Genomic DNA, 26,510 nt, shown 5'->3' on the forward strand with positions numbered 1-26,510 from the left:
GGGGGGGGCCCCCGGCCCGCGGTTTGGGGGGCCGCGCGTCGCGCTGTCCGCTAAAGTTTCCCTGCTGCCCATCTGCCGAGCCCTTTGATGTCCGATCTGCTAGCCAACTATCCCCTGACTGCCACGGCCTACCACGAACTGCTGGATGCCGAGGGCCAGGTGCGCCCGCACTGGCAGCGCCTGTTCCAGCAGCTCGAGCGCAGCAGTCCGGCGCAGATGCAGCAGCGTCAGGAATTGCTGGCGCGGCAGATCCAGGAAAATGGCGTCACCTACAACGTGTACGCCGATCCCAAAGGCACCGACCGCCCCTGGGAGCTGGACCTGCTGCCCAACCTGCTCTCGGCCGAAGAATGGCAGCCTATCGCTGCGGGCGTGGCGCAGCGCGCGCGTCTGCTCAATGCGGTGCTGGCCGACTTCTATGGCGAGCAACGCCTGTTGGCCGAAGGGCTGTTGCCCAGCGAACTGGTTTACGGTCATCCCAACTTCCTCTGGCCCTGCCAGGGTGTGCAGCCGCCGGGTGGCATTTTCCTGCACAGCTATGCGGTGGACCTGGCCCGCGATGCGGACGGCCGCTGGCATGTACTGGCCGACCGCACCCAGGCGCCGTCCGGTGCTGGCTATGCCCTGGAGAACAGGCAGATCGTCTCCCGCGCGTTGCCGGAGCTGTACCGCGACCTGCGCGTGCAGTACCTGGCCGGCTACTTCCGGACCCTGCAGGAAACCCTGATCCGCCAGGCCCCCAGCGATGGCGAGACGCCCCTGGTGATTCTGCTGACCCCCGGCCGCTTCAACGAAACCTACTTCGAACACCTCTACCTTGCGCGCCAGCTTGGCTTCCCGCTGGTGGAGGGCCACGACCTGACGGTGCGCGACGCCACCCTCTACCTCAAGACCCTTGGCGGCCTGAAGCGCGTCCATGCCGTTTTGCGTCGCCTCGATGACGACTACTGCGATCCGCTGGAACTGCGCACGGACTCGGCCCTGGGTGTGCCCGGTCTGCTGGAGGCGGTGCGCAAGGGGCGGGTGCTGGTGGCCAACGCTCTGGGCAGCGGTGTGCTGGAGTCGCCGGGGTTGCTGGGCTTCCTGCCGAAGGCCAGCCAGTATTTGCTGGGCGAGAACCTGCTGTTGCCCACCGTGGGCACCTGGTGGTGCGGCCAGGGGCAGGTGCTGGGCAAATCGCTGGAGGGCCTGGCCGGACTGGTGATCAAACCGGCCTTCCCCAGCCAGAGCTTCGAGCCGCTGTTCGGCCACGCCCTGGAAGACGGCGCGCTGCTGGCCCTGCGCAAGCGCCTGCAGGCCCATCCCCATGCCTATGTCGCCCAGCGCATGGCCCAGCTGTCCCAGGCACCGATCTGGCAGGGGAATGGGGAAACGGGGGAAATACAGTCGCGGGCCATCGGTATGCGCGTGTTCGCTGTGGCCAGCGCCGATGGCAACTATTGGGTCATGCCCGGCGGCCTGACGCGGGTGGCTTCGGCGGCGGACGCCGAAGTGGTTTCCATGCAGCGCGGTGGCGCCAGCAAGGACACCTGGGTGCTGGCCGACTTGCCGGTCGTCGGCGAGCCGTTGCGTCCGCGCACCCTTGGCGTGCGCGACCTGATCCGACAGGACCCCTATCTGCCGTCTCGGGTGGTGGAGAACCTCTACTGGTTCGGTCGTTATGGCGAACGCTGCGATGACGGTGCGCGCCTGTTGCGCGTGGTGCTGTCGCGATACGTGGATGCTGATGGAGATGAGCGGGCGCTGCAATCGGCCCTGCAGTTGGCCGGCGCCATTGGTCTGCTGCCCCCGGGCGAGGAACCCCTGGAGCAGCGCTTGCTGGCGGCGCTGCTGGACGACGAATGGCCGAGCAGTGTCAGCGCCAACCTGCGCCGCCTGCATTGGGCCGCGGCTCAGGTCCGTGGCCGGCTGTCGCGGGAGAACTGGCACGCGGTGCTGGAGCTGCACCGCGAGGCCCAGGCACTTGATCCGAAACGCACCGATCTGGGCGAGGCGCTGGAGTTCCTCAACCGGCTGCTGATGTCCCTGGCCGCGCTGTCCGGCTTTGCCCTTGATGACATGACCCGTGACGATGGCTGGCGCTTCCTGATGATCGGCCGCCGCATCGAACGGGTGCAGTTCTATGCCGACAGCATCGCCGGTTTCCTCGAAGGCGGAGACGCCTGGGATCAAGGTGCACTGGAGTGGCTGCTGGAACTGGGCAACAGCACCATCACTTACCGTTCGCGCTACCTGGCTTCACCGCAACTGATCCCGGTGCTTGACCTGCTCCTGCTGCACGAGCAGAACCCCCATGCCCTGCGCTTTCAGTTGCAGGCGCTGGAGCGCTCCCTGGGACGCCTGCACCTGGAGTTCGGCGCGCCTCAGGAGCTGGTGCTGAGTGGTTTGATCGGGCGCCTGCTGGCCTTCGACCTGGCCACCCTGGAAGACCCGCTGTTCGGCAGCGAGAGCCTGGATGAGGTGCTTGTCGGGCTGGCCGGCTTGCTGCGGGAGATCGCACAGAACGTCGGACTGGTCTCCGATCGGCTCGGATTGCGCTATTTTGCCCACGTCGACGACGTCAGCCAGCAAACGGTATCCACCTGATGCGTGCACAAGCCCACTCCATCGCCCCCGTGCAGGGTGCCCGCTACCAGGTGTTCCACGACACCCACTACCGCTATTCGGCGCCGGTGTCGTTGTCCCAGCAGTTGGTACACCTGTGGCCACGGGACTGCCCATGGCAGCAGTGCAGCGGCCAGCAGTTGCTGGTCACCCCCGAGCCGACCTTGCGCCAGGACCTGCTGGATGTGTTCGGCAACCCGCTGACGCGCCTGGCTTTCGAGCGTCCTCACGACGAGTTGCAGGTGAATACCCGCCTACAGGTCGAGGTGCTGCCCCATGGCCCGCCGGACCTGGCCGCCTCGCCACCCTGGGAGCTGGTGCCGGCAACCCTGGCATACACCGGCCGGGCGTTGTCAGCTACTGAGCTGGACGCCTGCCGTTATCGGGTGGAATCGCCATACGTACGTATCAAGCGCCAGTTCGCCGAGTTCGCCGCGGGCTGCTTCCCCGCCGGCAGGCCGCTGCTGCAGGGCACGGCCGCACTGATGGAGAAGATTTTCAGTGAGTTCGCCTTCGATGCCGAGGCGACCCAGGTGGCGACGCCGCTGACCGAAGTGCTGGAGCGCCGTCGTGGCGTCTGCCAGGACTTCGCCCACCTGATGCTGGCCTGCCTGCGCTCCCGTGGGTTGGCGGCGCGCTACGTCAGCGGCTACCTGCTGACTCAGCCGCCCCCCGGCCAGCCGCGCCTGATCGGCGCTGATGCCTCCCACGCCTGGGTCTCGGTGTATTGCCCGCGCAATGGCTGGGTGGACTTCGACCCCACCAACAACATCCTGCCCAACCTGGAACACATCACTCTCGCCTGGGGCCGTGACTTCTCCGATGTCTCGCCCCTGCGTGGCGTCATCCTCGGCGGTGGCAGCCATGACCCGGAAGTGCGGGTCACCGTCATGCCGCTCTGGGAACTGGCGATCTGACGCCTTGCCCTTCGTAATTCGCCCCTTCTACAGGAAACGCGCTCAGCCCAACCTTGGCACGATCCGCACCCTCTCCCATCAGGGAGAGGGTGTCAGAGGGTGGAACGGTGATGCGTGGTCCACGTTATGGGGCTGCTGCTCAGTCCTTGCGCAGGTGCAGGATGGGGAAGGGCTTGCCCGCGCCGTCCACGTCCGAGCGGTCGTATTGCACGAACCCCAGGTGCATGTAGAACCCCACCGCTTGCGGGTTCTGTTCGTTCACGTCCACGGTGCGCGCCCCGTGTGCCAGGGCATGGTCCATCAACATGCGGCCGATGCCCCGTCCATGCTGCGCCGGATCGACGAAGAGCATCTCCACCTTCGCCCCGTCGGTGCCGACAAAACCGGCAATGCAGCCATCGGCATCCCGCAGGCAGGCGAGTCGCACCGAATCCAGGTAGGCATCCCGCACCAGGGGCTTGAAGAATTGGATGTCGTCTTCGCAGAGAAAGTGGTGGGTGGCGCGTACAGCGCCCTCCCAGACCTCCACCAGGCGCTGGCGGTCGGTGGGGGAGAGGGTCGTCAGGGTTTCGATTGCAGGGGTCATCCATGTCACCAGTGATGCTTGGCCTTGTTCCAGCGATACAGCAGGCGGGCGAATGCCTTGTAGGCAAGTTGCGCGAGGCCGTGAATCACCGGCAGGGAGAATAGCCACGCTTTCCAGCGCTCGCGCGGCGAGTGGCGCCAGAGCACGATGAAGGCGTCCATCCCCATGTGCTTGACGCCCAGTTCGTCCACCAGGTGCAGGCGTTCGCGGACGTACTCGAGATTTTCGCCGATTTCCTCCACCGCGCTGTTGTCCTGGTGAATATCGGCCCACTCCACCTGGCAGGCGGTGGTCTTGCCCATCTGGCCTTCGATCCCTGCTTTGCACACCGGGCAGGCGCTGTTGTAGTAGACCTTGATCCGCTCGTCGTCTTCCATGGGGCGCTCCTGCTCGTGGGTTCGTCCCGACAGTCTAAGGCCGGGACGAGCACGTGGTCAGTGCGGCTTGCGGTCGACCCACTTGGGTGCGCTGCTGGGGCGCCAGGCTTCCAGGCGGTCCAGCAGGGTTTCGGGGTGACCGCCAACCTGCAGCATGCCGCGATGCTGGTCACGCACGAAGCGTTCTTCCACCAGGTGGTCGAGGAAGTCGGTGAGCTTGTCGTAGAAGCTGTTCACTTCCAGCAGGCCCAGGGGCTTGCTGTGGTAGCCCAGTTGTCCCCAGGTCCAGATCTCGAACAGTTCTTCCAGGGTGCCCAGGCCGCCGGGCAGGGCGATGAATGCATCGCTGAGTTCTGCCATACGCGCCTTGCGAGCGTGCATGCCGTCCACCACTTCCAGGCGAGTCAGGCTTTTGTGGCCGATCTCGGCGTCCATCAGGCTCTGCGGAATCACTCCGATGACTTCGCCGCCGGCGGCCAGGGCCGCGTCGGCCACGGTGCCCATCAGGCCGACTGCGCCGCCGCCGTAGACCAGGGTGATGCCGCGTTCGGCCAGGGTGTGTCCCAGGAGGGCAGCTGCTTCACGGTAGATCGGCTTGGCGCCGGGGCTGGCGCCGCAGAACACACAGATGGAACGCAAGGACATGGGGGACTCCTGGTGCGAAAAAAGCGCGCAAGAGTACCGGCTTCGTTCTCGTGCTCCAAGCTGTGTAAGTGGTCAGCTTCCGAACGGTAGGGGGAAGGCTTAATCGGCGGAAGCGCCGCAGGCCCCGGCGGCATAGGCGGCGAGCAGGCTTTGCAGGAAGTTCATGGCGCATCTCCTTCTGGATGAATGGCGTCATGTTAGAGCGGCGTTCGGTGGTCCGCCGGTTGATTGCTTCGATTGCGGCGATAGATCAGGCCAGCTTCAGCAATTCCGCCGCTGTCATCCCCGACAGCCCCAGCAGGCAGAGCCCGCAGGCCAGGTAGGTGAGGCGATGCCAGAGGGTGGATGCGGCGCGGCGGAACCAGTCCACCAGACCGGCGCAGATGAAGCACCAGAGCAGCGAGGACAGCATGAAGCCGGCGAAGAATACCGCCAGGTGGGTCGGCGTTGGCTCGGCCACGCCGATCGCGGCCATGGCGCCGCCCATTGCGGCCCAGTAGACGATGTTCTGTGGATTGGTCAGCGACAGCGCCGCGCCTGAGGCGAAGGCGCCGCCGCTGGCACCTGCTTCCTCGGTCGAAGGTTGCGGCGGGCGGCGGGCGTCACGCAGGGATTGCAGGCCAAGCCAGCCCAGGTAGAGGGCGCTGGCGATGGTCAGCGGGTAACGCACGGTGGCGCTGTCCAGCAGCAGGGCGAGGCCGGTAAGGCCCAGGGCGGCCCAGGTGGCATCGCCCACCAGGGAGCCGATCTGCACCATCAGTGCGGGCTTGTAGCCGTCCCGCAGGCCGCGCCGCAGGGTCTCGCTGAAGACCGCGCCGGGCGCGGCATTGAATACGAAGCCAAGCAGCATGGCGGCAATGAAGAAGGACAGCATGAATCAGTTCCCTTGAAGGCTGAAGTGGAGGTTCATTGCCTCAGGTCATGGGGGCAGGCGCTACCCTGGGGCAGTCTTCGGCCCGGGCATATTGCCCGGAACGTCAAGGAGACACCAATGATTCGCAAGTTCGCCGTCGCATCCGTGCTGGCCCTGGCCAGTGCGCCTTTGCTGGCCGCTGAATGTGCCGTGGATGTGCAAGGCACTGACCAGATGAGTTTCGACACCAAGGAAATCAAGGTCAGCAAAAGCTGCAAGACCTTCACCGTGAATCTCAAGCATGTCGGCAAGCTGCCCAGGAACGTGATGGGCCACAACTGGGTGTTGAGCAAGACCGCCGATGCCTCGTCGATCGCCTCCGAAGGCATCACGGTTGGCCTCGACAAGGATTACCTCAAGGCTGACGACGCGCGCATCATCGCCCATACGAAGATGATCGGCGGCGGCGAGAGCGACAGCGTAACCTTCGATGTGGCCAAGCTGGTGGCTGGTGAGGGCTATGAGTTCTTCTGCTCCTTCCCGGGCCACGTGTCGATGATGAAGGGAACCCTGGCCCTGGTCGACTGACCTCCAGGTGAATGCGAAATGGCCGCTCTGTGTAGCGGCCTTTTTCATGTGTGCAGAGGGAATTCGCCCCTACGAACCGGCGGTCATCTTGAAAATGCCCTGGGCGTTGTTGCTGTCGAAGCTCAGGTCCAGGCGGGTGGTTTCCGGGTCGAGCTTGCGCTGGATGAACTCGACGAAGGAGCCCGGCACTTCGCGTTGCACGGCGCGGCCGCTGCTGTCGATGAAGTCCCGCTGCACCTGCACCGCGCGGTAGGCGGTTTGCATCACCCGGCCGGAGGTCGAGACTTCGATGCTGGGCTTCATCGGTCGGCCCTTGGCGTTCTGTTCATCCACCACCGCCTGGAGGTCGACGACGCGGTCAGTGAGGTGGTTGAACATATTCCCCTCGGTGGCGATCCAGGCCATTTCCGCGCTTTCCTCGCGCAGCAGGTGATAGTCGTGGTCATGCACGACCCCGTGCTGGCGGTCGAAGGCTCGATAGAGCGCTGGCAGCAGGTGCATGGCCTCGGCGTCGCTGCACTGGCGCTGGCGCCAGAGGGTATCGAGGATGGCCTTGTGGCCGGCGTCCAGCGGGTCACGGCTGTCGCCCACTACGCGGCTCACCGCCAACTGGAAACTTTCACTGAAGCGGCCCGGATGCAGTTCCGAGACGAAGAACTGGGCGATGTCCTCGGGGAGGTCCATCTGCCGGTAGGCGTAGCCGGTCATCTTCAGGCGGGTCAGCGGATAGGTGCGCACATCGGCGAAGCCCAGGGGCTCCAGCAGCCGGGCGAATGCCTGGCGGCCACGGGGCAGGGCGCCGTTGTCCGGCCAGTCGACGGTGCGAATGGCACCATGGTCGAACACCACCTGGCGACCCTTGGCCTGTTGCTCCTCCACATAGGTGCGGCCAATGGGCACTGCCTCCACCAGTTTGTGGAACAGGCAGAGGTTCAGCGCCTCGGCGAGCCAGGCACGGTGCACGGCGGCGTCACTGAATGGAAAGGCGGACAGGCCGGCAGGGATTTCCACATGGGCTTTGACCCACCGGGCGGCGGGCTCGCCGATCACGCTGGCGACCAGGGCAAACAGGCGTTCGTTGGCAGGCATCGGGGGCATTCCGGACAGAGGGGAAACTGCGCTTATCCAAGCAGCACCGGGGCTGCGGGGCAAACGAAAAATTCCGGCGGGTTCATTCCGTTTTTTCTTGAAGCCCAGAACGGGATGGATTGCATCACTTGTAGGGGCGAATGAATTCGCCCCTACGGAAGAGAAGTCCGCCATTGTCCTGCCAGGGCAGCGCTCGCTATTCCTGGTCCATCTGCTCCAGCATCCAGCGCACGAAGTCGCGCACCTTCGGTACTTCGGCAGCATGTTCGGGGTAGGCCAGGTAATAGGCATTGCGGCTGGGCATGGGGTGGTCCCAGGGGATCACGAGCTTGCCTTCCTGAAGTTCCTCTTCCACCAGGAAGCGCGGCAACAGGGCCACGCCGCAGCCGGCCTGGGCGGCACGAATGCACATGTAGGAGGTGTCGAAGCGCGGCCCGTGGTAGCTGTGCTCGGTGTGCCGATCCTGGCTCTGGAACCACTCGTGCCAGGCTTCCGGGCGGGTGGCGTTCTGCAGCAGGACCAGTTCGGTGAGCTGGGTCGGTTCGGTGAAGGGCCGCTCGGGCATCACGCCGGGCGCGCAGACCGGCACCACTTCCTCGCTGAACAGGCGGATGCACTCGGCGCCGGGCAGCGCGCCATGGCCGAAATAGAAGGCTACGTCGCTGCGGCCCTGGACCAGGGCGTTGGGTTCCAGCTCGTTGCGCAGGTCCAGGTGGATATTCGGGTGACGCAGGCGCCAGCCCTTCAGTCGCGGGATCAGCCAGCGCGCGCCGAAGGTGGGTGGCGTGGCCACGCGCAGCACTTCGGTATCACCGCCGTAGGACAGCATGTAGTGGGTGGACATCTCCACCTGGGCGAGGATCTTGCGTACCTCGGTGAGGTACAGCGAGCCCGCCGGGGTCAGTTGCAGGCGTCGGCGCACGCGGCGGAACAGCAGGTGCTGGAGCAATTCTTCGAGCTGCGCCACCTGCTTGCTCACCGCGCTCTGGGTCAGGTTCAGCTCCTCGGATGCACGGGTGAAGCTGAGGTGCCGGGCCACCGCTTCAAAGCATTGCAGGGCGGTGATCGAGGGCATGTGGCGTTTGAGCATCGGAATTTCTCGGGGCGGGCCGGATCATGAATTAACGGAATGATATGTGTCGGAAAGGTCGTTTGTTGGCAAGCCCTTTTCGCGGCTATTACTGACGCTGTTCCGATTCAGCACCGTACCGGTAGGAGCGAGCTTGCTCGCGAAGCGTTCGCCAGCAAGCTGGCTCCTACAGGGACCGTGCCATTACTCGCCGAAACAGGAGTTCCCATGGTTGCCGCACTGCTCGACCGCCTCGGTGTCGATTCGTCCCTCTACCAGCAAGGCGATCACGCCGTTCATTCGCCCGTCGACGGCAGCCGCATCGGCACCGTGCGCCTGGAAGGCCGCGCCGAAGTCGACCAGAAGATCGCCCGCGCTGCCGAGGCCTTCCAGGCCTGGCGCAAGGTTCCGGCGCCGCGTCGCGGCGAGCTGATTCGCCAATATGGCGAAGCGCTGCGCCAGTACAAGACCGAGCTGGGCGAACTGGTGTCCTGGGAAGCCGGCAAGATCACCCAGGAAGGCCTGGGTGAAGTGCAGGAAATGATCGACATCTGCGACTTCGCCGTCGGCCTGTCGCGCCAGCTCTACGGCCTGACCATCGCCTCCGAGCGTCCCGGCCATCACATGCGTGAAACCTGGCACCCACTGGGTGTGGTCGGTGTCATCAGCGCGTTCAACTTCCCGGTCGCCGTTTGGTCGTGGAACACCGCGCTGGCGCTGGTCTGCGGCAACCCGGTGGTGTGGAAACCCTCGGAGAAGACCCCGCTCACCGCCCTGGCCTGCCAGGCGCTGTTCGAGCGCGTGGCGAAGAATTTCAGCGAGGCCCCGGCCTACCTCAGCCAAGTGGTGATTGGTGCCCGCGAAGCCGGCGAAGCTCTGGTGGACGATCCGCGTGTGGCGCTGGTCAGTGCCACCGGCAGCACCCGCATGGGTCGCGAAGTGGCCCCGCGCGTGGCGGCGCGCTTCGCCCGTAGCGTGCTGGAACTGGGTGGCAACAACGCGATGATCCTCGCGCCCAGCGCTGACCTCGACCTGGCCGTACGCGCCATTCTCTTCAGCGCCGTCGGTACCGCCGGCCAGCGCTGCACCACCTTGCGCCGGCTGATCGCCCACGAATCGGTGAAGGCCGAGATCGTCGAGCGCCTGAAGACTGCCTACGCCAAAGTGCGCATCGGCCACCCGCTGGAGGGCAACCTGATCGGCCCGCTGATCGACAAACAGAGCTTTGACGGCATGCAGCGCGCCCTGGAGCAGGCCCGTGCCGAAGGCGGCAAGGTGTTCGGTGGCGAGCGTCAGCTTGAAGCGCAGTTCCCTGACGCCTACTACGTGTCGCCAGCTATCGTCGAGATGCCAAGCCAGAGCGCCGTGGTCTGCCATGAAACCTTCGCCCCGATTCTCTACGTGATCGGCTACCGCGATTTCGACGATGCCATCACCCTCAACAACGCCGTGCCCCAGGGCCTGTCGTCCTGCGTGTTCACCACCGACGTGCGCGAGGCCGAGCTGTTCCAGTCGGCAGTGGGCAGCGACTGCGGCATTGCCAACGTCAACATCGGCCCGAGCGGCGCAGAGATCGGAGGCGCGTTCGGTGGCGAGAAGGAAACCGGCGGCGGCCGCGAATCCGGCTCGGACGCCTGGAAGGCCTACATGCGCCGCCAGACCAATACCGTGAATTATTCCCATGAGTTGCCGCTGGCCCAGGGCATCACCTTCGACTGAGTGGGTTAAGGCCCTAAGGACTGCACCCCATGACCCTGCGCCAGGAATGCCTCTGGGAGTATCTGACGCCACAACTGCCGGAAAGCCCTGTGCTGCACGGTGAGGTCAAGGTCGATGTCTGCGTGATCGGGGCCGGTTTCACCGGCCTTTCCGCTGCGCTGCATCTGCTGGAGGCGGGCAAGCGCGTCTGCCTGCTGGAAGCCCACACCGCCGGCCACGGCGGCTCCGGGCGCAACGTGGGGTTGGTCAACGCCGGTATGTGGATACCGCCGGACGAGATCGAAGCGGGCCTTGGCCAGCAGATCGGCGATCGCCTCAACCGCACGCTGGGCGCTGCGCCGTCGCTGGTGTTCTCTCTGGTCGATCGCTACGACATCGACTGTCAGCTGCGCCGCGAAGGCACCCTGCACATGGCCCACAACGCCCGCGGCCAGGCTGACCTCGCCAGCCGTTGCGAGCAATGGAAACGCCGTGGCGCACCCGTTGAATTGCTGACCGGCGCCGCCTGCCGCGAGGCCACCGGCACAGACAAGATCGCCGCCGCGCTGCTCGACCGCCGCGCCGGCACCCTCAATCCCATGGGCTACACCCGCGGCCTGGCCCGCGCGGTGAAGTACCTCGGCGGCCAGCTCTTCGAGCATTCGAAGGTTTTGCGCCTGGAGCGCCAGGGCACCAACTGGTGCGTGGTCAGCGAGCACGGTGTGGCTATCGCACCGCAGGTGGTGATCGCCTCCAATGCCTACACCGAAGGCGAGTGGACCGAACTGCGCCGCCACTTCTTCCCCGGCTACTACTACCAGGTGGCTTCCACGCCGCTTTCAGGCGAGGCTGCTGCGCGCATCCTGCCGGGCGGCCAGGGTTCGTGGGATACCCGTCAGGTGCTCAGCAGCATCCGCCGCGATGCTGACGGTCGCCTGCTGCTTGGTAGCCTGGGTAATGGCTCACGCAAGCCTGCCTGGTTCCTGCGCGCCTGGGCCGATCGCATTCAGCGGCATTACTTCCCTTACCTGGGCAAGGTGAACTGGGAATTCACCTGGACGGGGTGTATCGACTTCACGCCCGATCATTTGATGCGCCTATACGAACCGGCGCCTGGCCTGCTCGCCTTCACAGGCTACAACGGCCGTGGTGTGACCACCGGTAGCGTGGTGGGCAAGGCCTTCGCCGATTACCTCCTGAGCGGCAATGAAGAGGTTCTGCCCATGCCATTCCAGCCCATGCGCGCCGTTTCGGCGGTAGGGCTCAGAAGTTCGCTTTATGAAGCCGGTTTCTCGCTCTACCACGCCGGTCAATGTTTACGCGTAGTGATATAGGTCGCAAAAAACTGCGTTGCACAGCTTTGAGGCAGCGGGTTGTTTCTTGCAGGATGGGGGGATCAAAGGCCGGGCAGTAACAGTGCGGAGTGGGAAAATTCGCGCACCAGTGATGTGCAAATAAGTACCGTGAGTCTATTGTTACCGGACCTGCTGGCACACTGATGCCGTGCAGCTTCCAGATTCGCCCATGATTTTTTTGGGTTTCTTTGGAAGTTATTGATTTAAAACAATAAAAACAAGAAGAGTAGGAGGTGGGAAGGGCCTTTCAGGGCGCGGAGCAACTACAAGAACTAATGGCACGCCACTTGCTGAACACGAGCGCTAACCCTAAAAACCTCAGGAGCAAAACTCCATGTCGCAGAAGATTTTCAGAAAAGGCTTTCTGGCTCTGGCGGTTACCACCGCGTTGGGCGTTTCTTCCGTTGCACAGGCTGATGTTGTAATTGGTGTCGCTGGCCCGCATACGGGCGCAAACGCCTCCTTTGGCGAGCAATACTGGCGCGGCGCTTCCCAGGCCGCCGAGGACATCAACGCCGCTGGCGGCATCAACGGCGAAAAGATCAAGCTGGTCAAGGCTGACGATGCCTGCGAGCCGAAACAGGCCGTGTCCGTTGCCAACCGTCTGGTGGACCAGGACAAGGCTATCGCTGTCGTCGGCCACTTCTGCTCCTCCTCCACCATCCCGGCGTCCGAGGTCTACGACGAAGCGGGCATCATCGCCATGACTCCTGGCTCCACCAACCCCGCTGTGACCGAGCGCGGCCTCTCCGGCATGTTCCGCATGTGCGGCCGTGACGACCAGCAGGGCATCGTTGCCGGCGACTACATCGTCGACAAACTCAAGGCCACCAAGGTCGCCATCATCCACGACAAGGACACCTACGGTCAGGGCCTGGCCGACGCCACCAAGGCCCAGCTGGCCAAGCGCGGCGTGAAGGAAGTCCTGTACGAAGGCCTGACCCGTGGCGAGAAAGACTTCAACGCCCTGGTCACCAAGATCCGCGCCACCGGCGCCGAGGTCGTCTATTTCGGCGGCCTGCACCCGGAAGCCGGCCCGCTGGTTCGCCAAATGCGCGAGCAGGGCCTGACTGCTGTGTTCCTTTCCGGCGACGGCATCGTCACTGACGAACTGGTTACCACCGCAGGCGGCCCGCAATACACCAAGGGCGTGCAGATGACCTTCGGCGCCGACCCGCGCAAGATCGCTGACGGCCAGGCTGTGATCGAGAAGTTCCGCGCCGGCGGCTTCGAGCCGGAAGGCTACACCCTCTACGCCTATGCCACCCTCCAAGCCCTGGCGGCCGGCTTCAACGGCGCAGGCGCGAACGATCCGGCCAAGGCCAGTGAATGGCTGAAGGCCAATCCGGTACAGACCGTGATGGGCAAGAAGGAATGGGATGCCAAGGGCGACCTGAAAGTTTCCGACTACGTGATCTACGAGTGGGACGACAAGGGTAAGTACTCCCAGCAGTGAGTGTCGGCCAGGATCGTCTGCGGTCTGGCTCTGGCTCGCCCGATCCTGAACCGACACTGTTTGTTAGCTCGGCTGACCGGCCAGGCGCCACCCGCGCCTGGCCGGTCGGTGCATTCCGGGAAACTGCTGAAGTCCTTTTTTGCTTGAGCCGGGTGGGTGACTACCCGATTTGACACGGTAATTCAGTGGTGCCCGTCTGATTCCACTCGCGGGAGCTGGCCGAACCCAAGGCCGGACCCCCAAAAGACGAGACTGAGTGATGGACGGTATTATCCTGCAACAGCTGATCAACGGACTGACCCTCGGGTCCGTCTACGGTCTGATCGCCATCGGCTACACCATGGTTTACGGCATCATCGGCATGATCAACTTCGCCCACGGCGAGGTGTACATGATCTCCGCCTACCTTGCCGCGATCACCCTGGCCATCCTGGCCTTCTTCGGGGTCGAGTCCTTCCCGCTGCTGATCCTCGGCACCCTGCTGTTCACCATCCTGGTGACCGGTGTGTACGGCTTCGTGATCGAACGCATCGCCTATAAGCCGCTGCGCAACTCCACCCGCCTGGCGCCCCTGATCTCCGCCATCGGCATGTCGCTGATCCTGCAGAACTACGTGCAGCTCAGCCAGGGTGCCCGCCAGCAGGGCGTGCCCACGCTGCTCGACGGCGCGCTGAAGTTCCACATCGGTGACGGTTTCGTGCAGCTGACCTACACCAAGGTATTCATCCTGATTGCTGCCTTCGTCGGCATGGGCCTGCTGACCTACATCATCCAGCGCACCAAGCTCGGCCGCATGTGCCGCGCCACCCAGCAGGACCGCAAGATGGCGTCGATCCTCGGCATCAACACTGACCGGGTGATCTCCTACGTGTTCGTCATCGGCGCCGCCATGGCCGCCCTGGCCGGTGTGCTGATCACCATGAACTACGGCACCTTCGACTTCTATGCCGGCTTCATCATCGGCATCAAGGCCTTCACCGCGGCGGTGCTCGGCGGGATCGGCTCGCTGCCCGGCGCGATGCTCGGCGGCATCATCCTCGGTATCGCCGAGGCGCAGTTCTCCGGCATGGTCAATACCGACTACAAGGACGTGTTCAGCTTCTCCCTGCTGGTGCTGATCCTGATCTTCCGTCCCCAGGGCCTGCTGGGCCGTCCGCACGTCGCCAAGGTGTAATCATGACTTCTGCCATTGCCAGGAAGCCCCTGGATATCAAGAAGAGCCTGATCGACGCCGTCGTCGCCGGTCTGCTCGCCCTTATCGTCTTCGGCCCCATCATGGGTGTGGTGCTGGACGGTTACAGCTTCAACCTGGACTTCAAGCGCGTCGGCGTGATGATCAGCGTGGTCATGCTCGGCCGTTTCTTCCTCAGCCTCTACCTGCAGACGCCGCGGGGCGAAGTGCTGATGCAGCGCTTCGAGACCACGGGTTCCGGCGTGCATGTGCGTGCGCCCGACTACCAGAGCCGCCTGCGCTGGATCATTCCGCTGCTGATCGTCGCCGCGGTGGTGTTTCCGTTCTTCGCCAGCAAGTACCTGCTCACCGTGGTCATCCTCGGGCTGATCTACGTGCTGCTGGGCCTGGGCCTGAACATCGTGGTAGGCCTCGCTGGCCTGCTCGACCTCGGCTACGTGGCCTTCTACGCCATCGGTGCCTATGGCCTGGCGCTGGGCTACGAGCACCTGGGGCTGGGCTTCTGGTCCGCCTTGCCGTTGTCTGCCATTGCGGCGGCGCTGGCCGGCGCGTTGCTGGGGTTCCCGGTGCTGCGCATGCACGGCGACTACCTGGCCATCGTGACCCTGGGCTTCGGCGAAATCATCCGCCTGGTCCTCAACAACTGGCTGAGCTTCACCGGCGGCCCGAACGGCATGTCGGTACCGGCGCCCACCTTCCTCGGTCTGGAGTTCGGCCGCCGGGCGAAGGATGGCGGTGTGCCCATCCATGAGTTTTTCGGCGTCGCCTACAACCCCAACCTGAAGTTCCTGTTCATCTACGTGGTGCTCTTCCTGGTTGTGGCACTGGTGCTCTACATCAAGCACCGCCTGACCCGCATGCCGGTCGGGCGCGCCTGGGAAGCACTGCGCGAGGATGAAATCGCCTGCCGCGCCATGGGCCTGAACCACGTGCTGGTGAAGCTTTCGGCGTTCATGCTGGGTGCCTCCACCGCCGGCCTGGCCGGGGTGTTCTTCGCCAGCTACCAGGGCTTCGTCAACCCTTCGTCCTTCACCTTCTTCGAGTCGGCGCTGATCCTCGCCATCGTCGTGCTGGGGGGCATGGGCTCCACGGTTGGCGTGGTGATCGCCGCCTTCGTCCTCACCGTCGCGCCGGAGCTGCTGCGCAGCTTCGCCGACTATCGCGTGCTGCTGTTCGGCGTACTCATGGTGTTGATGATGATCTGGCGGCCGCGCGGGCTGATCCGTATCAGCCGCGCCGGTTTCACCCCGCGTAAAGGAGTCGCCCCATGAGCAACGAATACATCCTCAGCGTCGAGCACCTGATGATGCACTTCGGTGGCATCAAGGCGCTCAATGACGTCAGCCTGAAGATCAAGCGTGGCTCCATTTCCGCGCTGATCGGCCCCAACGGTGCCGGCAAGACCACCGTGTTCAACTGCCTGACCGGCTTCTACAAGGCTACCGGCGGGCGCATCCAGCTCAATGCCCGTGCTACCACCACGGACGTGATCAAGGTACTCGGCGAACCCTTCAAGCCCACGGACTTCGTCAACCCGGCGCAGTTCGCCAGCCGCCTGCGCTACAAGATGTTCGGCGGTACCCACCTGGTGAACCGTGCGGGGCTTGCGCGGACCTTCCAGAACATCCGGCTGTTCCGCGAAATGTCGGTGGTGGAGAACCTGTTGGTGGCCCAGCACATGTGGGTCAACCGCAACCTGCTGGCCGGCGTGTTCAATACGCCGGGCTTCCGCAAATCCGAGGAAGACGCGCTGAACCACGCGTTCTACTGGCTGGAAGTGGTGGACCTGGTGGACTGCGCCAACCGCCTGGCCGGCGAACTCTCCTACGGCCAGCAGCGCCGCCTGGAAATCGCCCGCGCCATGTGTACCCGGCCACAACTGATCTGCCTCGACGAGCCTGCCGCCGGCCTCAACCCGGCGGAGACCGAAGCGCTCAGCCGGATCATCCGCAAGCTGCGCGACGAACACGACCAGACCGTACTGCTGATCGAACACGACATGGGCATGGTGATGAGCATTTCCGACCACATCGTGGTGCTGGACCACGGCGAAGTGATTGCCGAAGGCAACCCCCACGACATCCGCCACGATCCCAAGGTGATCGCCGCGTACCTCGGTGCCGAAGAGGAGGAAGTGGCATGAGTGCGCCTCTCCTGGAGTTCAAGGATGTCGACGTCTTCTATGGCCCCATCCAGGCCCTGCGGGGCGTCAGCCTGCACATCAACGAAGGCGAGACGGTGAGCCTGATCGGCGCCAACGGCGCGGGCAAGTCGACCCTGCTGATGTCCATCTTCGGCCAGCCACGCGCGGCGAATGGCGCCATCGTCTACCGGGGCACCGACATCACCCACAAATCGGCACACTACGTTGCGTCCAACGGCGTCGCCCAGTCCCCGGAAGGACGCCGGGTGTTCCCCGACATGAGCGTCGAGGAGAACCTGCTGATGGGCACCATTCCCATCGGCACGGACCATGCGGACGAAGACATGCAGCGCATGTTCGATCTGTTCCCTCGCTTGAAGGAGCGCCGGAACCAGCGCGCCATGACCATGTCCGGCGGCGAGCAGCAGATGCTCGCCATCGCCCGTGCGCTGATGAGCCGACCCAAGCTGCTGCTGCTCGATGAGCCCTCGCTGGGCCTGGCGCCCATCGTGGTCAAGCAGATCTTCCAGACCCTGCGGGAACTGGCCCAGACCGGCATGACCATCTTTCTCGTCGAGCAGAACGCCAACCACGCGCTCAGGCTCTCCGACCGCGCCTACGTGATGGTCACCGGGGAAATCCGCATGAGCGGTACGGGCGAGGAACTGCTGGGCAACCAGGACGTCCGCAACGCCTACCTCGGCGGTCACTGACCGCTGTTGCTCCCCTCTCCCCGACCCCTCTCCCTCTGGGAGAGAGGCCGGGGGTGAGGGAAGCCTCCCGCGCTCCGAGCCTGCCAAGGAGACTCCCATGCAAACCCTGCGCTTCTTCACCAACGCCGACGTCGCCGCGGCGCTGACTTATCCACAACTCATCGACGCCCTGCGCCACGGTCTGGCCAACCCGGTCGAGGCCCCTGTTCGCGCCTGCCACGCACTGCCCGACGACGCCTCGCTGCTGTGCATGCCGGTCTGGCAGAAAGGGCAGGGCGTTGGCGTGAAGCTGGTGACCGTGTATCCCCACAACGGCGAGAAGGGCCTGCCCTCGGTCGCTGCACTTTTCACCCTGTTCGACGACGCCACCGGCCGTCCCCTGGCGGTGCTGGAGGCCTCCGAACTCACCGCCCGGCGCACCGCCTGCACCTCGGCGTTGGCCGCCAACGCCCTGGTGCGCCACGACGCCAGCCGTCTGCTGGTGGTGGGCACCGGCACGCTCGCCGCGCACATGGTCCGTGCCCATAGCGTGGTGCGGCCGTACGAGCGTGTGGATATCTGGGGTCGCCACCCGGACAAGGCTGCCGAGCTGGTGCGCCAGCTGGCAGAAGAAGGCTACCCGGTGCATGTCGCCCCCGACTTGCAGACCTGCGCCCAACAAGCCGACTGCATCAGCTGCGTCACCACCTCCACCTCACCCCTGATCCTGGGAGACTGGCTGCGACCGGGCACCCACCTCGACCTGGTGGGAGCCTTCCTGCCGAGCATGCGTGAAACCGACAGCGCCGCCGTGGCCCGTTCGCGGATTGTCGTCGATACCCGTGCGGGCGCCCTGGAAGAAGCCGGTGACCTGCTCTTCGCCATCGCCGACGGCGTCATCACCGAGCAGAGCCTCCACTTCGAACTGGCCGACCTGCTGCACGGTCGTGGCCACCGCCAGACCAACAGCGAGATCACCCTGTTCAAATCCGTGGGCTATGCCCTGGAAGACCTGATTGCTGCGCAGACGTTGTTGTCCCGTATCGCGTAGGTAGCGTTCTCTGTGGGGGCGATTTCAATCGCTAAGGGGCGCGCAGCGGCCCCGTGGCAGACCGGCGGTCTGCTCAGCGAATGAATTCGCCCCCACAGGTTCTAGAGTTCATTCCCTTCCTCGACCGGGGGCAGCTTTGCCGCGAGCACCTCCACCCGCTCAATCTTTGGTGGCTCGCTGAACAGTTCCCCGGCACGTTCCATCAAGGCTGCCGCGACCTTGCCAGTCATATGAGCCTGCAACCCCCGGTCACTGTCGAAGGCGTCGAAGATGCCAAAGCTATGGGGCCCCATGCGCAGGGCGAACCAAACCGTGGTATCGGGCTCCTCCTGCACCAGTGGCAGACCGTCGCGGAGGAAGTCCTCCACATCGGCGACTTTGCCGGGCTTGGCTTCCAGGCGTACCAGCAAGGCGATTTTGACCATGGCTCGATCTCCTCTGTGGTTAGGCAGGGAAGTCTAGGTCCATGGGGAAAAGTGCCAGCCCCGTCTGTCCGAAGTGGAGATATCCACAACGGGTCGATGACGCGGTGGCGGAGTTGATCACAATCTTTGTGCAGCGTTCAGTGGATAACTTGGTGACACTTCTCTCCAGGTAGCGATTTACTTACCGGTTACGCAGTTGCTCAGATTCTGCTCAATGACTGTTTTCCCCTTAAAAACCGTGGCTTGCAGCACTCATCCACCGCAGCACCATCCTTGCCGAGTTGTCCCCGTCTCCTGTGTGAAAATCTGTGGATAAGCTTGGGAATACATGCGGCAAGCCAATGCTGACGCGCCGTTCATGGTCATGATGAATTTTTCGCCAGGAGCGCGGCCCTGTGGATCGCGTAACCTATGCCGGTTTATTCGCAACGGGCCCGTGCCCCAGAGCAAGGAGAACAGCATGACTTCCACCGTTTTCATCACCGGCGCCACCTCGGGGTTCGGCGAGGCCTGCGCCCGGCGCTTTGCCCATGCCGGCTGGTCGCTGGTGCTGACCGGCCGCCGCGCCGCGCGCCTGCAGGCGCTGAAGGATGAACTCTCGGCCCTGACCGACGTGCACACCTTGGAACTCGACGTGCGTGATCGCAAGGCCATGGAAGCGGCCATCGCCGGCTTGCCGGCGAAGTACGAAAAGATTCGTGGCCTGATCAATAACGCCGGCCTGGCCCTGGGGGCCGACCCGGCGCCCAAGTGCGACCTGGATGACTGGGACACCATGGTCGATACCAACATCAAGGGCCTGATGTACAGCACCCGCCTGCTGCTGCCGCGCCTGATCGCCCACGGCCGTGGCGCGAGCATCGTCAACCTGGGTTCGGTAGCGGGCAACTGGCCCTATCCGGGGAGCCACGTGTATGGCGCCACCAAGGCCTTCGTCGCCCAGTTCTCGCTGAGCCTGCGCAATGACCTGGTGGGCACGGGCGTGCGCGTCTCCAACATTGAACCGGGCCTGTGCGAGAGCGAGTTCTCCCTGGTGCGCTTCGGCGGCGACCAGGCCAAGTACGATGCGACCTACGCCGGTGCCGAAGCCATCCAGCCGGGCGACATCGCCGAAACCATCTTCTGGATCATGAACCAGCCGGCTCACATCAACATCAACACCCTCGAGCTGATGCCGGTGAGCCAGACCTGGGCCGGCTTCGCTATTGATCGCTCAGCGAAGTGATGCGCGTGGAGCGCCCTAGCAACTGCAGGGCGCGATCCGGGTAATCGGTGATCAGGCCATTCGCCCCCATGTCCAGCAGGTGGCGCATGGCCGGTTGCTCGTTGATGGTCCACATCTGCACAGCCAGCCCGCGTTGCAGTGCGGTTCGCATCAGGCGATCACTGGCTACCTGCAAGCCGCCGCTGCGTTCAGGAATCTGCAGGGCCTGGTAGGACGGGCTGACCAGGCTGCCCAGGCCGATCCAGTTCAGCGCCACCAGCAGGCGCACCGAGGTCGGTCCGGCGGAGGTGGCGACGCCGGGGCAGACTTCGCGGAAGCGGCTCAGGCTGCGCTCGTAGAAACTCCCCACCAGCACCTGCTCGCGCTGTTCGTGCTTGTCCAACAGGGCGCAGAGCTGCTCTTCCATGCCGATATCCGGCACCTTGATCTCCACGACCTTGGGGTGCTCCGGAAAGCGCTCCAGCACCTCGGCGAAAGTCGGGATACGGATGCCCTGACCGCGATAGGGATGGCTCTCGCCACCATCGGCGCTCCAGCGGTAGCCGGCGTCCAGGGCCTGCACGTCGGCGAGCGAAAGCTCCGCCACCTTGCCGTCGCCATTGGTGGTGCGATCCACGTGCGCGTCGTGCAACACCACCAGCTCGCCGTCGCGGGTGCGGCGCAGATCCATTTCCAGCATGTCCACCTTGAGGGCGGCGGCGCGCTCGAAGGCGAACAGGGTATTTTCCGGCCAGAGGCCGCGACCGCCGCGATGGGCGATCACCAGGGGTTGGTCGCCAAAGCCGGCGAGCACCGCGGGACGTTCCGCCGGGCGGCTGGTCAGGGCCAGCGCCAGCAGGGCGACGACGATGAGAAACAGCGGAGCGAGAAAGAATCGGGCGAGGCGCTTCATGTTGTTCTTATCCGTAAGACGTGGACGGGCGTGCCGAATCAAACGCGGGGACTATGACAAAGAGATGACGGCGGAGCGAGAGGGAGGTGATCGGGATGGGATGTGTGTCGGTCTTGAGAGGAAATCTGTAGGGGGCGGAAACCTGTAGCGGCGAATTTATTCGCCAAGCAGGCCGAAGGTCTGCCCTGAGAGATATCAGGGGGCAACTGCGCCGCCCTTGGCGAATGAATTCGCCTCTACATTGAGGCGAACGCTCATGCGAGAAATTCAGCTCGCCAGCAACCACACCCCGGCGCCAGCGGAAACGCCACCGGCAATGCGCACCAGCGGCGCGGCAGCTTGCGGCAGGACTCGCACCAGGCCGTAACCGGCGGCATGCAGGGTGGCGGTGGCGGCGATGAAGCCGGCAGCGTAGCCCCAGGGGCTGGCCAGGTCCGGCAGTTCCAGGCCGTGGGCAACGCCATGGGCCAGGGCGAACAGGGCGGTCAGGCCCATGGACAGCCACAGCGGCGGACGCACCGCCACGGCTACCAGCACGCCCAGGGCGAGCACCGAGCCGGCAATGCCGGTTTCCATCAGCGGCATCTCCACACCGGCAAAGCCGGCAAGGCCGCCCAGCAGCATGGTGCCGACGAACGCCAGGGGCAGCGCCCAGCACGCCTTGCCCTGCTGCTGCGCCGCCCAGAGGCCGACCGCGAGCATGGACAAGAGGTGATCGAGGCCGGTGACCGGGTGGGCAACACCCGCCATCAGGCCGGAATGGTCGTGGCCGGCATGGGCGAACGCCATGGCCGGGGTGAGGAACAGGGCGACGGCGAAAAGCGACTTGCGCAGGTTCATGGTGAAGCTCCTTTCACATGAGAACGGGAGTGGGGGATTACCTCCCTCACTCCCGGCCCTTCTCCCAGTGGGAGAGGGGAGTTAATGGGTGAGCAGGCCTTGTTTCTCGATGAAGGCGATGATCTCGTCGAGACCCTGGCCAACCTTCTGGTTGCTGAAGACGAAGGGGCGTTCGCCGCGCATCTTGCGGGCGTCACGGTCCATGACCTCCAGCGAGGCGCCGACCATGGGGGCGAGGTCCACCTTGTTGATCACCAGCAGGTCCGACTTGCAGATGCCGGGGCCGCCCTTGCGCGGCAGCTTGTCGCCGGCGGAGACGTCGATCACATAAATGGTCAGGTCGGAGAGTTCCGGGCTGAAGGTGGCGGACAGGTTGTCGCCGCCGGATTCCACCAGGATCAGGTCCAGACCGGGGAAGCGGCGGTTGAGCTGCTCCACGGCTTCCAGGTTGATCGAGGCGTCCTCGCGGATGGCCGTGTGCGGGCAGCCGCCGGTCTCGACACCGATGATGCGCTCAGGATCCAGAGCCTCGTTGCGCACCAGGAACTGGGCATCTTCCTGGGTGTAGATATCGTTGGTCACCACCGCCAGGTTGTAGCGGTCGCGCAGGGCGCGGCAAAGGGCCAGGGTCAGGGCGGTCTTGCCGGAACCGACCGGGCCGCCGATGCCGACGCGCAGGGGTTGGCTGTTCATATGCTGTGCATCTCCTAGGAACGGAACAGACGGCTGTATTGGCGCTCGTGCGCCATGCTCGCCAGGGCCAGGCCGAAGGCGGCACTGCCCCAACGCGCCGGGGGTATTTCACTGGCCGCGCGCTGGGCCTGCTCCAGGCAGGGCAGCAGGGCGGAGGTCAGGCGCTGGGCGGCTTGCTGGCCCAGCGGAAGGGTTTTCATCAGCACCGCCAGCTGGTTCTCCAGCCAGCCCCAGAGCCAGGCGGCGAGTGCGTCCTGCGGGTCGATGGACCAGGCGCGTGCGGCCAGGGCCCAGGCCACGGCCAAGCCGGGTTCATCCAGTTCGGCAAAGAGGGCGCGTGCGGCGTCGTCCTGCTCGGGCAGGTCATTCAGCAACTGGCGCAGGGAGTAGCCCATCTGCCGGCTTTCCAGCTGCAGCTCGCGGGTTTCGCGGCTGGCGCGGTGTCGCTCGGCGAGGGCTTTCAGCTCGCACCAGTCCTCGCGTGCGGCTGCCTCGCAATGGGCCAGCAGCAGGGGCGCCTCGAAGCGCGCCAGGTTGAGCAGCAGTTGGTCGGTGATCCAGCATGCTGCGCTGTCCGCGTCATGCACGTGTCCGCTGTCCACGGCCAGCTCCAGTCCTTGCGAGTAGCTGTAACCGCCAATGGGTAGTTGAGGGCTGGCGAGCCGAAGCAGCTGCCACGCCTTGTTCACTTGCGCACACCGAACTGATGCAGGCGCGGCGCGTAGCTGAAGTCGGCTTCGAGCTGATGGGAATGGTGATGGCCACCACCGTAGGCACCGTGCTCGGGCTGGAAGCCGGCTTCGATGTTTTCCACCGTGGCGCCCAGTTGTTGGAGCATTGCCTTGAGCACGTAGTCGTCCAGCAGACGCAGCCAACCATCGCCGATCTGCAGCGCGACGTGGCGGTTGCCGAGGTGGTAGGCGGCGCGGGTCAACTCGAAGGCGCTGGCGCAGGTGACGTGGAGCAGGGCTTCGGGACGGGCGCTGATGCGCACCACACGACCGTCCTGACTGCGCAGGCAATCGCCGTCGCGCAGCGGCGGCTGGCCACGTTCGAGGAACAGGCCGACGTCTTCGCCCTTTACCGTGAAGCAGCGTAGGCGGCTCTTGCTGCGCGCTTCATAGGTCAGCAGCAGCTCTTCGTCCCAGCTGGGTTGGGCTTCAATTCGTTCTTGGATGACCAGCATCGGGTTAATCCGGCAGTGTGCAATGCCGGGTGCTGAGCAAGGCCCTTGCCAAGATGGCAGGGCGCCTGTTCATGGGGGCTTTCGCGGGGGTGTGCCTGTCTGTGGGGCGCGGTGGCGGTCCGATATGGTGCGCCTCGCACCGATGCGGTGCGCGGGTGTTGTCGGGGCGGTCAGCTTTTGGGTTTGCCCGGTCCCAGCCAGTGCTTGCCGCCGATCATGATGAAGCGCAGCTGTTGGGTGATCTTGGCGGCGGGCAGCAGATGCGGCGGCAGGTTGTCGGCTGGCGGGTCGATGAGCTCGGGGAGGGTGGCGAATACCGTCTTCACGACCAGGTCGGCCACCAGGTCGAGGCAATCGTCATCCAGATGTGGCATGCGGTTGATCAGCTTGAGGTCGGCGGCCAGGTCGTCGGTGATGCGCTGGCGCAATGCGCCGATGGCCTGGCGCACGGGCTGGGAGCCGCCGTACTGCTCGCGGGCGAGGAAGAGGAACTGGCCGCGGTTGGCGAGCACTGCGTCGAGAAAGATGCGCACAGAGGCCTCGATGATGCCGCCCAGCTCGAATTCGTTGTGGCGCACCACGCGGATGGTGGCGCGGAAGGTCTCGCCGACTTCCTCGACCAGGGCCAGGCCCAGCTCGTCCATATCGTTGAAGTGGCGGTAGAAGCCGGTGGGGACGATACCGGCGTTGCGTGCCACCTCCCGCAGGCTCAGGCTGCCGAAGCCGCGGCCGCTGTCCATCAGGATGCGCGCGGCGTCCATCAGGGCGTGGCGGGTCTGCTGCTTCTGTTCCGAGCGTTGGGTCATGGGGCGCGGCCGTTGGCGAATGTGCGGCGCACTCTAGCAAAAGCACTTTGCGGGCGTCGAACTCGCTTCAGTGAACAAGTGTTGACTGTAATTTGGAAATTCGTGCAGCCTAGTGCACAACTGTTCACTAGAGCCATTCCATGCCCCTCATCCCCCTTTCCCTGGCGCGCCGTGCCAGTCCAGCACTGAGGCCTCTGCGTGCCTTGGCCGCCCTTGGCTGGCTGCAGGAAGCCGAACTGGACTGCCTGCTGCGCCATGTGCACCCAGTGCTGCGCCTGAACCGGGTGTTCGCACGGGTCGAAGCCCGCCGCTGGGTGGCCGACGACATGCTCGTCTTCGGCCTGCGCACCAACGGCAATGCGCTCGACTGGCGGCCGGGCCAGCATGTTCGCCTGTATCTGGAGCTGGATGGGGTGCGGCACGGCCGCAGCTACAGCCTGGTGGCGGTACAGCCCGATGGGCGCATCGAACTGGCGGTGAAGCGCCAGGCCGGCGGACGCCTGTCCAACTGGCTGCTGGACCGGCTGGAAGTGGGGGCCGTGCTGGAGCTGGACCCGGCCCATAGCGCGTTGGCCTGCGGGCCTCACGGTTTCGTAGCTGACGTGCATGACTGGTGGCAGGCAGCACCCCGCGAAGGCCGCTTGCAGGTGGAGGCCTTCACGCCACCGGCTCCGTCCGTTGAGACAGGCGAGGCGGTCCGCTTGCGCTTTGCCCGCTCCCATCAAGAGCTGCCGGGCAACAGCGCTGCGAATCTGCTGGAACAGGCCGAAGGCCATGGTTTGCGTCCGGCCCATGGCTGCCGCCAGGGCATCTGCGCCGTCTGTACCTGCCAACTGCTGGCCGGCAGTGTTCGCGACTTGCGCACCGGTGCCCTGACCCACGGGCCGGGGCTGCCGATCCGTCTGTGCATCAGCGCGCCGGTGGGCGATGTGGAACTGGAACTCTAGGACTCGAGATGCGAAACGACCGCGAACTCACCCCATCCGAACTCGATGCCTTCGGCGCAGAACTGGACGCCCTGCGCCAGCGCACCCTGGATGACCTGGGAGAGCCTGATGCCCGCTATATCCGCCGCATTCGTGCAACGGTGCGCTTCTGCTGCTGGAGCGGCCGCGCCTTGCTGCTGCTCGGCTGGTTCCCACCCACCTGGCTGTTGGGCGTGGCCCTGCTCGGGCTGGGCAAGGTCCTCGAAAACATGGAACTGGGCCACAACGTCATGCACGGCCAGTACGACTGGATGAACGACCCGGAACTGCGTGGCATCACGTACGAGTGGGACATTGCCGGCCCCTCGGATTTCTGGCGGCATACCCACAACCATATCCACCACAGCTACACCAACGTGCTGGGCATGGACGACGACGTCGGCTACGGCGTGGTGCGGCTGTTCCCCGAGCAACGCTGGAAACCCTTCTACCGCTGGCAACCGCTGTGGGTAACGCTGCAGGCGCTGCTCTTCCAGTATTCGGTGGCGGTACAACACCTGCGCCTGGACCAGTACTTCAAGGGGCGCATGAGTTTGGATGAACTACGCCCGCGGTTGCGCCAGTTCAAGGCCAAGGTGCTGCGCCAGTCGGTCAAGGACTATCTGGCCTTTCCCCTCCTGGCCCTGCTGGTGGGCAGCAGCGTTACTGCGGTGCTGGCAGGGAATCTGCTGGCCAACCTGCTCCGCAACCTCTGGACCTTCACCGTGATCTTCTGCGGCCACTTCACCGAGCGTGCGGTGCTGTTCCCGCCCAGCGTGGTGGAAGGGGAAAGCCGCGGTCACTGGTACCTGCGTCAGCTGCGTGGCTCCAGCAACCTGGAGGGTGGGCCGCTGTTCCATATCCTGACCGGTAACCTCAGCCACCAGATCGAACACCACCTGTTTCCCGACCTACCGGCGCGGCGCTATGCCGAGATGGCCAAGGCAGTGCGTGAAATCGCGGGGCGTTATGGACAGGTCTACAACAGTGGGCGTCTGTCGGTGCAGTTCGGCAGTGTCGTGCGGCGGATCTGGACGTACCGGCTGGCGTGATGTCGCGAATGAATGCGCCCTTGTAGGTTGGGCCGGGCGGTGTTTCGCAGAGGAACGAAGCCCAACAGTGCGAGGTGGGGCATTGCGTCGTTGGGCCGCTGTGCGGCCTTG

27 protein-coding genes are annotated in these 26,510 nt (G+C 64.8%); 14 read left to right on the plus strand and 13 right to left on the minus strand.

Annotation, left to right across the window (positions count from 1 at the left end):
• The first annotated feature begins 87 nt into the window (after positions 1 to 87).
• Both AAHM40_RS05265 and AAHM40_RS05270 read left to right on the plus strand, forming a co-directional pair.
• On the plus strand, positions 88 to 2,586 hold the full coding sequence (locus AAHM40_RS05265) for a circularly permuted type 2 ATP-grasp protein (RefSeq protein WP_342243729.1): 2,499 nt from the start codon (positions 88 to 90) through the stop codon (positions 2,584 to 2,586).
• A complete protein-coding gene (locus AAHM40_RS05270; RefSeq protein WP_342243730.1) occupies positions 2,586 to 3,521 on the plus strand; it encodes a transglutaminase family protein in 936 nt (311 codons plus the stop codon). The genes AAHM40_RS05265 and AAHM40_RS05270 overlap by 1 nt, the downstream gene beginning before the upstream one ends.
• 139 nt (positions 3,522 to 3,660) lie before the next feature.
• Here AAHM40_RS05270 and AAHM40_RS05275 read toward each other — a convergent pair whose 3' ends face one another.
• The 4 genes from AAHM40_RS05275 to AAHM40_RS05290 form a co-directional block, all read right to left on the minus strand.
• Positions 3,661 to 4,107, minus strand: a complete 447-nt coding sequence (locus tag AAHM40_RS05275; protein WP_342243731.1) for a GNAT family N-acetyltransferase — start codon at positions 4,105 to 4,107, stop codon at positions 3,661 to 3,663.
• 5 nt (positions 4,108 to 4,112) lie between these two features.
• Entirely contained in the window at positions 4,113 to 4,484 is a 372-nt protein-coding gene (locus AAHM40_RS05280) for a thiol-disulfide oxidoreductase DCC family protein (protein ID WP_028630674.1), read from the minus strand.
• Positions 4,485 to 4,541: 57 nt separating this feature from the next.
• Positions 4,542 to 5,129: an LOG family protein gene (locus AAHM40_RS05285; protein ID WP_342243732.1), complete on the minus strand. Its 588-nt coding sequence runs from the start codon at positions 5,127 to 5,129 to the stop codon at positions 4,542 to 4,544.
• Between the two features lie 250 nt (positions 5,130 to 5,379).
• Positions 5,380 to 6,003 (minus strand): LysE family transporter, encoded by a 624-nt coding sequence (locus AAHM40_RS05290; RefSeq protein ID WP_342243733.1) that lies wholly within the window; start codon positions 6,001 to 6,003, stop codon positions 5,380 to 5,382.
• Positions 6,004 to 6,120: 117 nt separating this feature from the next.
• Here AAHM40_RS05290 and azu point away from each other — a divergent pair, with 117 nt between their 5' ends.
• Positions 6,121 to 6,570 (plus strand): azurin, encoded by a 450-nt coding sequence (gene azu, locus AAHM40_RS05295; RefSeq protein WP_342243734.1) that lies wholly within the window; start codon positions 6,121 to 6,123, stop codon positions 6,568 to 6,570.
• Between the two features lie 69 nt (positions 6,571 to 6,639).
• On the opposite strand, the gene AAHM40_RS05300 is transcribed toward azu, so the two are convergent.
• Both AAHM40_RS05300 and AAHM40_RS05305 read right to left on the minus strand, forming a co-directional pair.
• On the minus strand, positions 6,640 to 7,659 hold the full coding sequence (locus tag AAHM40_RS05300) for a DUF1338 domain-containing protein (protein ID WP_342243735.1): 1,020 nt from the start codon (positions 7,657 to 7,659) through the stop codon (positions 6,640 to 6,642).
• A 196-nt stretch (positions 7,660 to 7,855) separates the two neighbouring features.
• Positions 7,856 to 8,749 carry a LysR family transcriptional regulator gene (locus AAHM40_RS05305; RefSeq protein ID WP_280286723.1) on the minus strand — a complete coding sequence of 298 codons (894 nt, stop codon included), beginning with the start codon at positions 8,747 to 8,749 and terminating at the stop codon, positions 7,856 to 7,858.
• A gap of 207 nt (positions 8,750 to 8,956) precedes the next feature.
• Here AAHM40_RS05305 and amaB point away from each other — a divergent pair, with 207 nt between their 5' ends.
• The 8 genes from amaB (at position 8,957) to AAHM40_RS05345 (ending at position 18,315) form a co-directional block, all read left to right on the plus strand.
• The gene (amaB, locus tag AAHM40_RS05310) at positions 8,957 to 10,447 is read left to right on the plus strand and encodes an L-piperidine-6-carboxylate dehydrogenase (protein ID WP_342243736.1); all 1,491 of its coding nucleotides are present in this window, start codon (positions 8,957 to 8,959) and stop codon (positions 10,445 to 10,447) included.
• A gap of 29 nt (positions 10,448 to 10,476) precedes the next feature.
• Complete coding sequence (gene amaA, locus AAHM40_RS05315; RefSeq protein WP_342243737.1) at positions 10,477 to 11,760, plus strand: L-pipecolate oxidase; 1,284 nt, start codon at positions 10,477 to 10,479, stop codon at positions 11,758 to 11,760.
• Between the two features lie 355 nt (positions 11,761 to 12,115).
• A complete protein-coding gene (locus AAHM40_RS05320; RefSeq protein ID WP_342243738.1) occupies positions 12,116 to 13,237 on the plus strand; it encodes a branched-chain amino acid ABC transporter substrate-binding protein in 1,122 nt (373 codons plus the stop codon).
• 259 nt (positions 13,238 to 13,496) lie between these two features.
• Positions 13,497 to 14,411 carry an ABC transporter permease subunit gene (locus AAHM40_RS05325; protein ID WP_280286726.1) on the plus strand — a complete coding sequence of 305 codons (915 nt, stop codon included), beginning with the start codon at positions 13,497 to 13,499 and terminating at the stop codon, positions 14,409 to 14,411.
• 2 nt (positions 14,412 to 14,413) lie between these two features.
• Positions 14,414 to 15,700 (plus strand): high-affinity branched-chain amino acid ABC transporter permease LivM, encoded by a 1,287-nt coding sequence (livM, locus tag AAHM40_RS05330; protein WP_342243739.1) that lies wholly within the window; start codon positions 14,414 to 14,416, stop codon positions 15,698 to 15,700.
• Positions 15,697 to 16,572: an ABC transporter ATP-binding protein gene (locus AAHM40_RS05335; protein ID WP_342243740.1), complete on the plus strand. Its 876-nt coding sequence runs from the start codon at positions 15,697 to 15,699 to the stop codon at positions 16,570 to 16,572. Before livM ends, AAHM40_RS05335 begins: the two co-directional genes overlap by 4 nt.
• Complete coding sequence (locus AAHM40_RS05340; protein ID WP_280286729.1) at positions 16,569 to 17,285, plus strand: ABC transporter ATP-binding protein; 717 nt, start codon at positions 16,569 to 16,571, stop codon at positions 17,283 to 17,285. The genes AAHM40_RS05335 and AAHM40_RS05340 overlap by 4 nt, the downstream gene beginning before the upstream one ends.
• Positions 17,286 to 17,382: 97 nt before the next feature.
• Positions 17,383 to 18,315, plus strand: a complete 933-nt coding sequence (locus tag AAHM40_RS05345; RefSeq protein WP_342243741.1) for an ornithine cyclodeaminase family protein — start codon at positions 17,383 to 17,385, stop codon at positions 18,313 to 18,315.
• Between the two features lie 101 nt (positions 18,316 to 18,416).
• On the opposite strand, the gene AAHM40_RS05350 is transcribed toward AAHM40_RS05345, so the two are convergent.
• Positions 18,417 to 18,740: a putative quinol monooxygenase gene (locus AAHM40_RS05350; protein ID WP_342243742.1), complete on the minus strand. Its 324-nt coding sequence runs from the start codon at positions 18,738 to 18,740 to the stop codon at positions 18,417 to 18,419.
• A 460-nt stretch (positions 18,741 to 19,200) separates the two neighbouring features.
• Between AAHM40_RS05350 and AAHM40_RS05355 the strand changes: the two genes are divergently transcribed.
• Positions 19,201 to 19,965 carry an SDR family oxidoreductase gene (locus tag AAHM40_RS05355; RefSeq protein ID WP_342243743.1) on the plus strand — a complete coding sequence of 255 codons (765 nt, stop codon included), beginning with the start codon at positions 19,201 to 19,203 and terminating at the stop codon, positions 19,963 to 19,965.
• Here AAHM40_RS05355 and AAHM40_RS05360 read toward each other — a convergent pair.
• The 6 genes from AAHM40_RS05360 to AAHM40_RS05385 form a co-directional block, all read right to left on the minus strand.
• Positions 19,943 to 20,857 carry a glycerophosphodiester phosphodiesterase gene (locus AAHM40_RS05360; RefSeq protein ID WP_342243744.1) on the minus strand — a complete coding sequence of 305 codons (915 nt, stop codon included), beginning with the start codon at positions 20,855 to 20,857 and terminating at the stop codon, positions 19,943 to 19,945. The two genes, AAHM40_RS05355 and AAHM40_RS05360, sit on opposite strands and share 23 nt — an antisense overlap.
• A gap of 267 nt (positions 20,858 to 21,124) precedes the next feature.
• A complete protein-coding gene (locus AAHM40_RS05365) occupies positions 21,125 to 21,697 on the minus strand; it encodes a HupE/UreJ family protein (protein ID WP_342243745.1) in 573 nt (190 codons plus the stop codon).
• Between the two features lie 81 nt (positions 21,698 to 21,778).
• Positions 21,779 to 22,390 carry an urease accessory protein UreG gene (gene ureG, locus AAHM40_RS05370; protein ID WP_028630692.1) on the minus strand — a complete coding sequence of 204 codons (612 nt, stop codon included), beginning with the start codon at positions 22,388 to 22,390 and terminating at the stop codon, positions 21,779 to 21,781.
• Between the two features lie 14 nt (positions 22,391 to 22,404).
• Entirely contained in the window at positions 22,405 to 23,079 is a 675-nt protein-coding gene (locus tag AAHM40_RS05375) for an urease accessory protein UreF (RefSeq protein WP_342243746.1), read from the minus strand.
• Positions 23,076 to 23,576 carry an urease accessory protein UreE gene (gene ureE, locus AAHM40_RS05380; protein WP_342243747.1) on the minus strand — a complete coding sequence of 167 codons (501 nt, stop codon included), beginning with the start codon at positions 23,574 to 23,576 and terminating at the stop codon, positions 23,076 to 23,078. The genes AAHM40_RS05375 and ureE overlap by 4 nt, the downstream gene beginning before the upstream one ends.
• A 170-nt stretch (positions 23,577 to 23,746) precedes the next feature.
• Complete coding sequence (locus tag AAHM40_RS05385; protein WP_342243748.1) at positions 23,747 to 24,382, minus strand: TetR family transcriptional regulator; 636 nt, start codon at positions 24,380 to 24,382, stop codon at positions 23,747 to 23,749.
• A 140-nt stretch (positions 24,383 to 24,522) separates the two neighbouring features.
• Between AAHM40_RS05385 and AAHM40_RS05390 the strand changes: the two genes are divergently transcribed.
• Together AAHM40_RS05390 and AAHM40_RS05395 are read left to right on the plus strand one after the other, a co-directional pair.
• Positions 24,523 to 25,329: a flavin reductase family protein gene (locus AAHM40_RS05390; RefSeq protein ID WP_342243749.1), complete on the plus strand. Its 807-nt coding sequence runs from the start codon at positions 24,523 to 24,525 to the stop codon at positions 25,327 to 25,329.
• 8 nt (positions 25,330 to 25,337) lie between these two features.
• Positions 25,338 to 26,399 (plus strand): fatty acid desaturase family protein, encoded by a 1,062-nt coding sequence (locus AAHM40_RS05395; RefSeq protein ID WP_342243750.1) that lies wholly within the window; start codon positions 25,338 to 25,340, stop codon positions 26,397 to 26,399.
• The last annotated feature ends 111 nt before the right edge of the window (positions 26,400 to 26,510 follow it).

It is taken from the genome of Pseudomonas sp. OTU5201 (genome assembly GCF_038440135.1).
Classification (GTDB): domain Bacteria; phylum Pseudomonadota; class Gammaproteobacteria; order Pseudomonadales; family Pseudomonadaceae; genus Metapseudomonas; species Metapseudomonas resinovorans.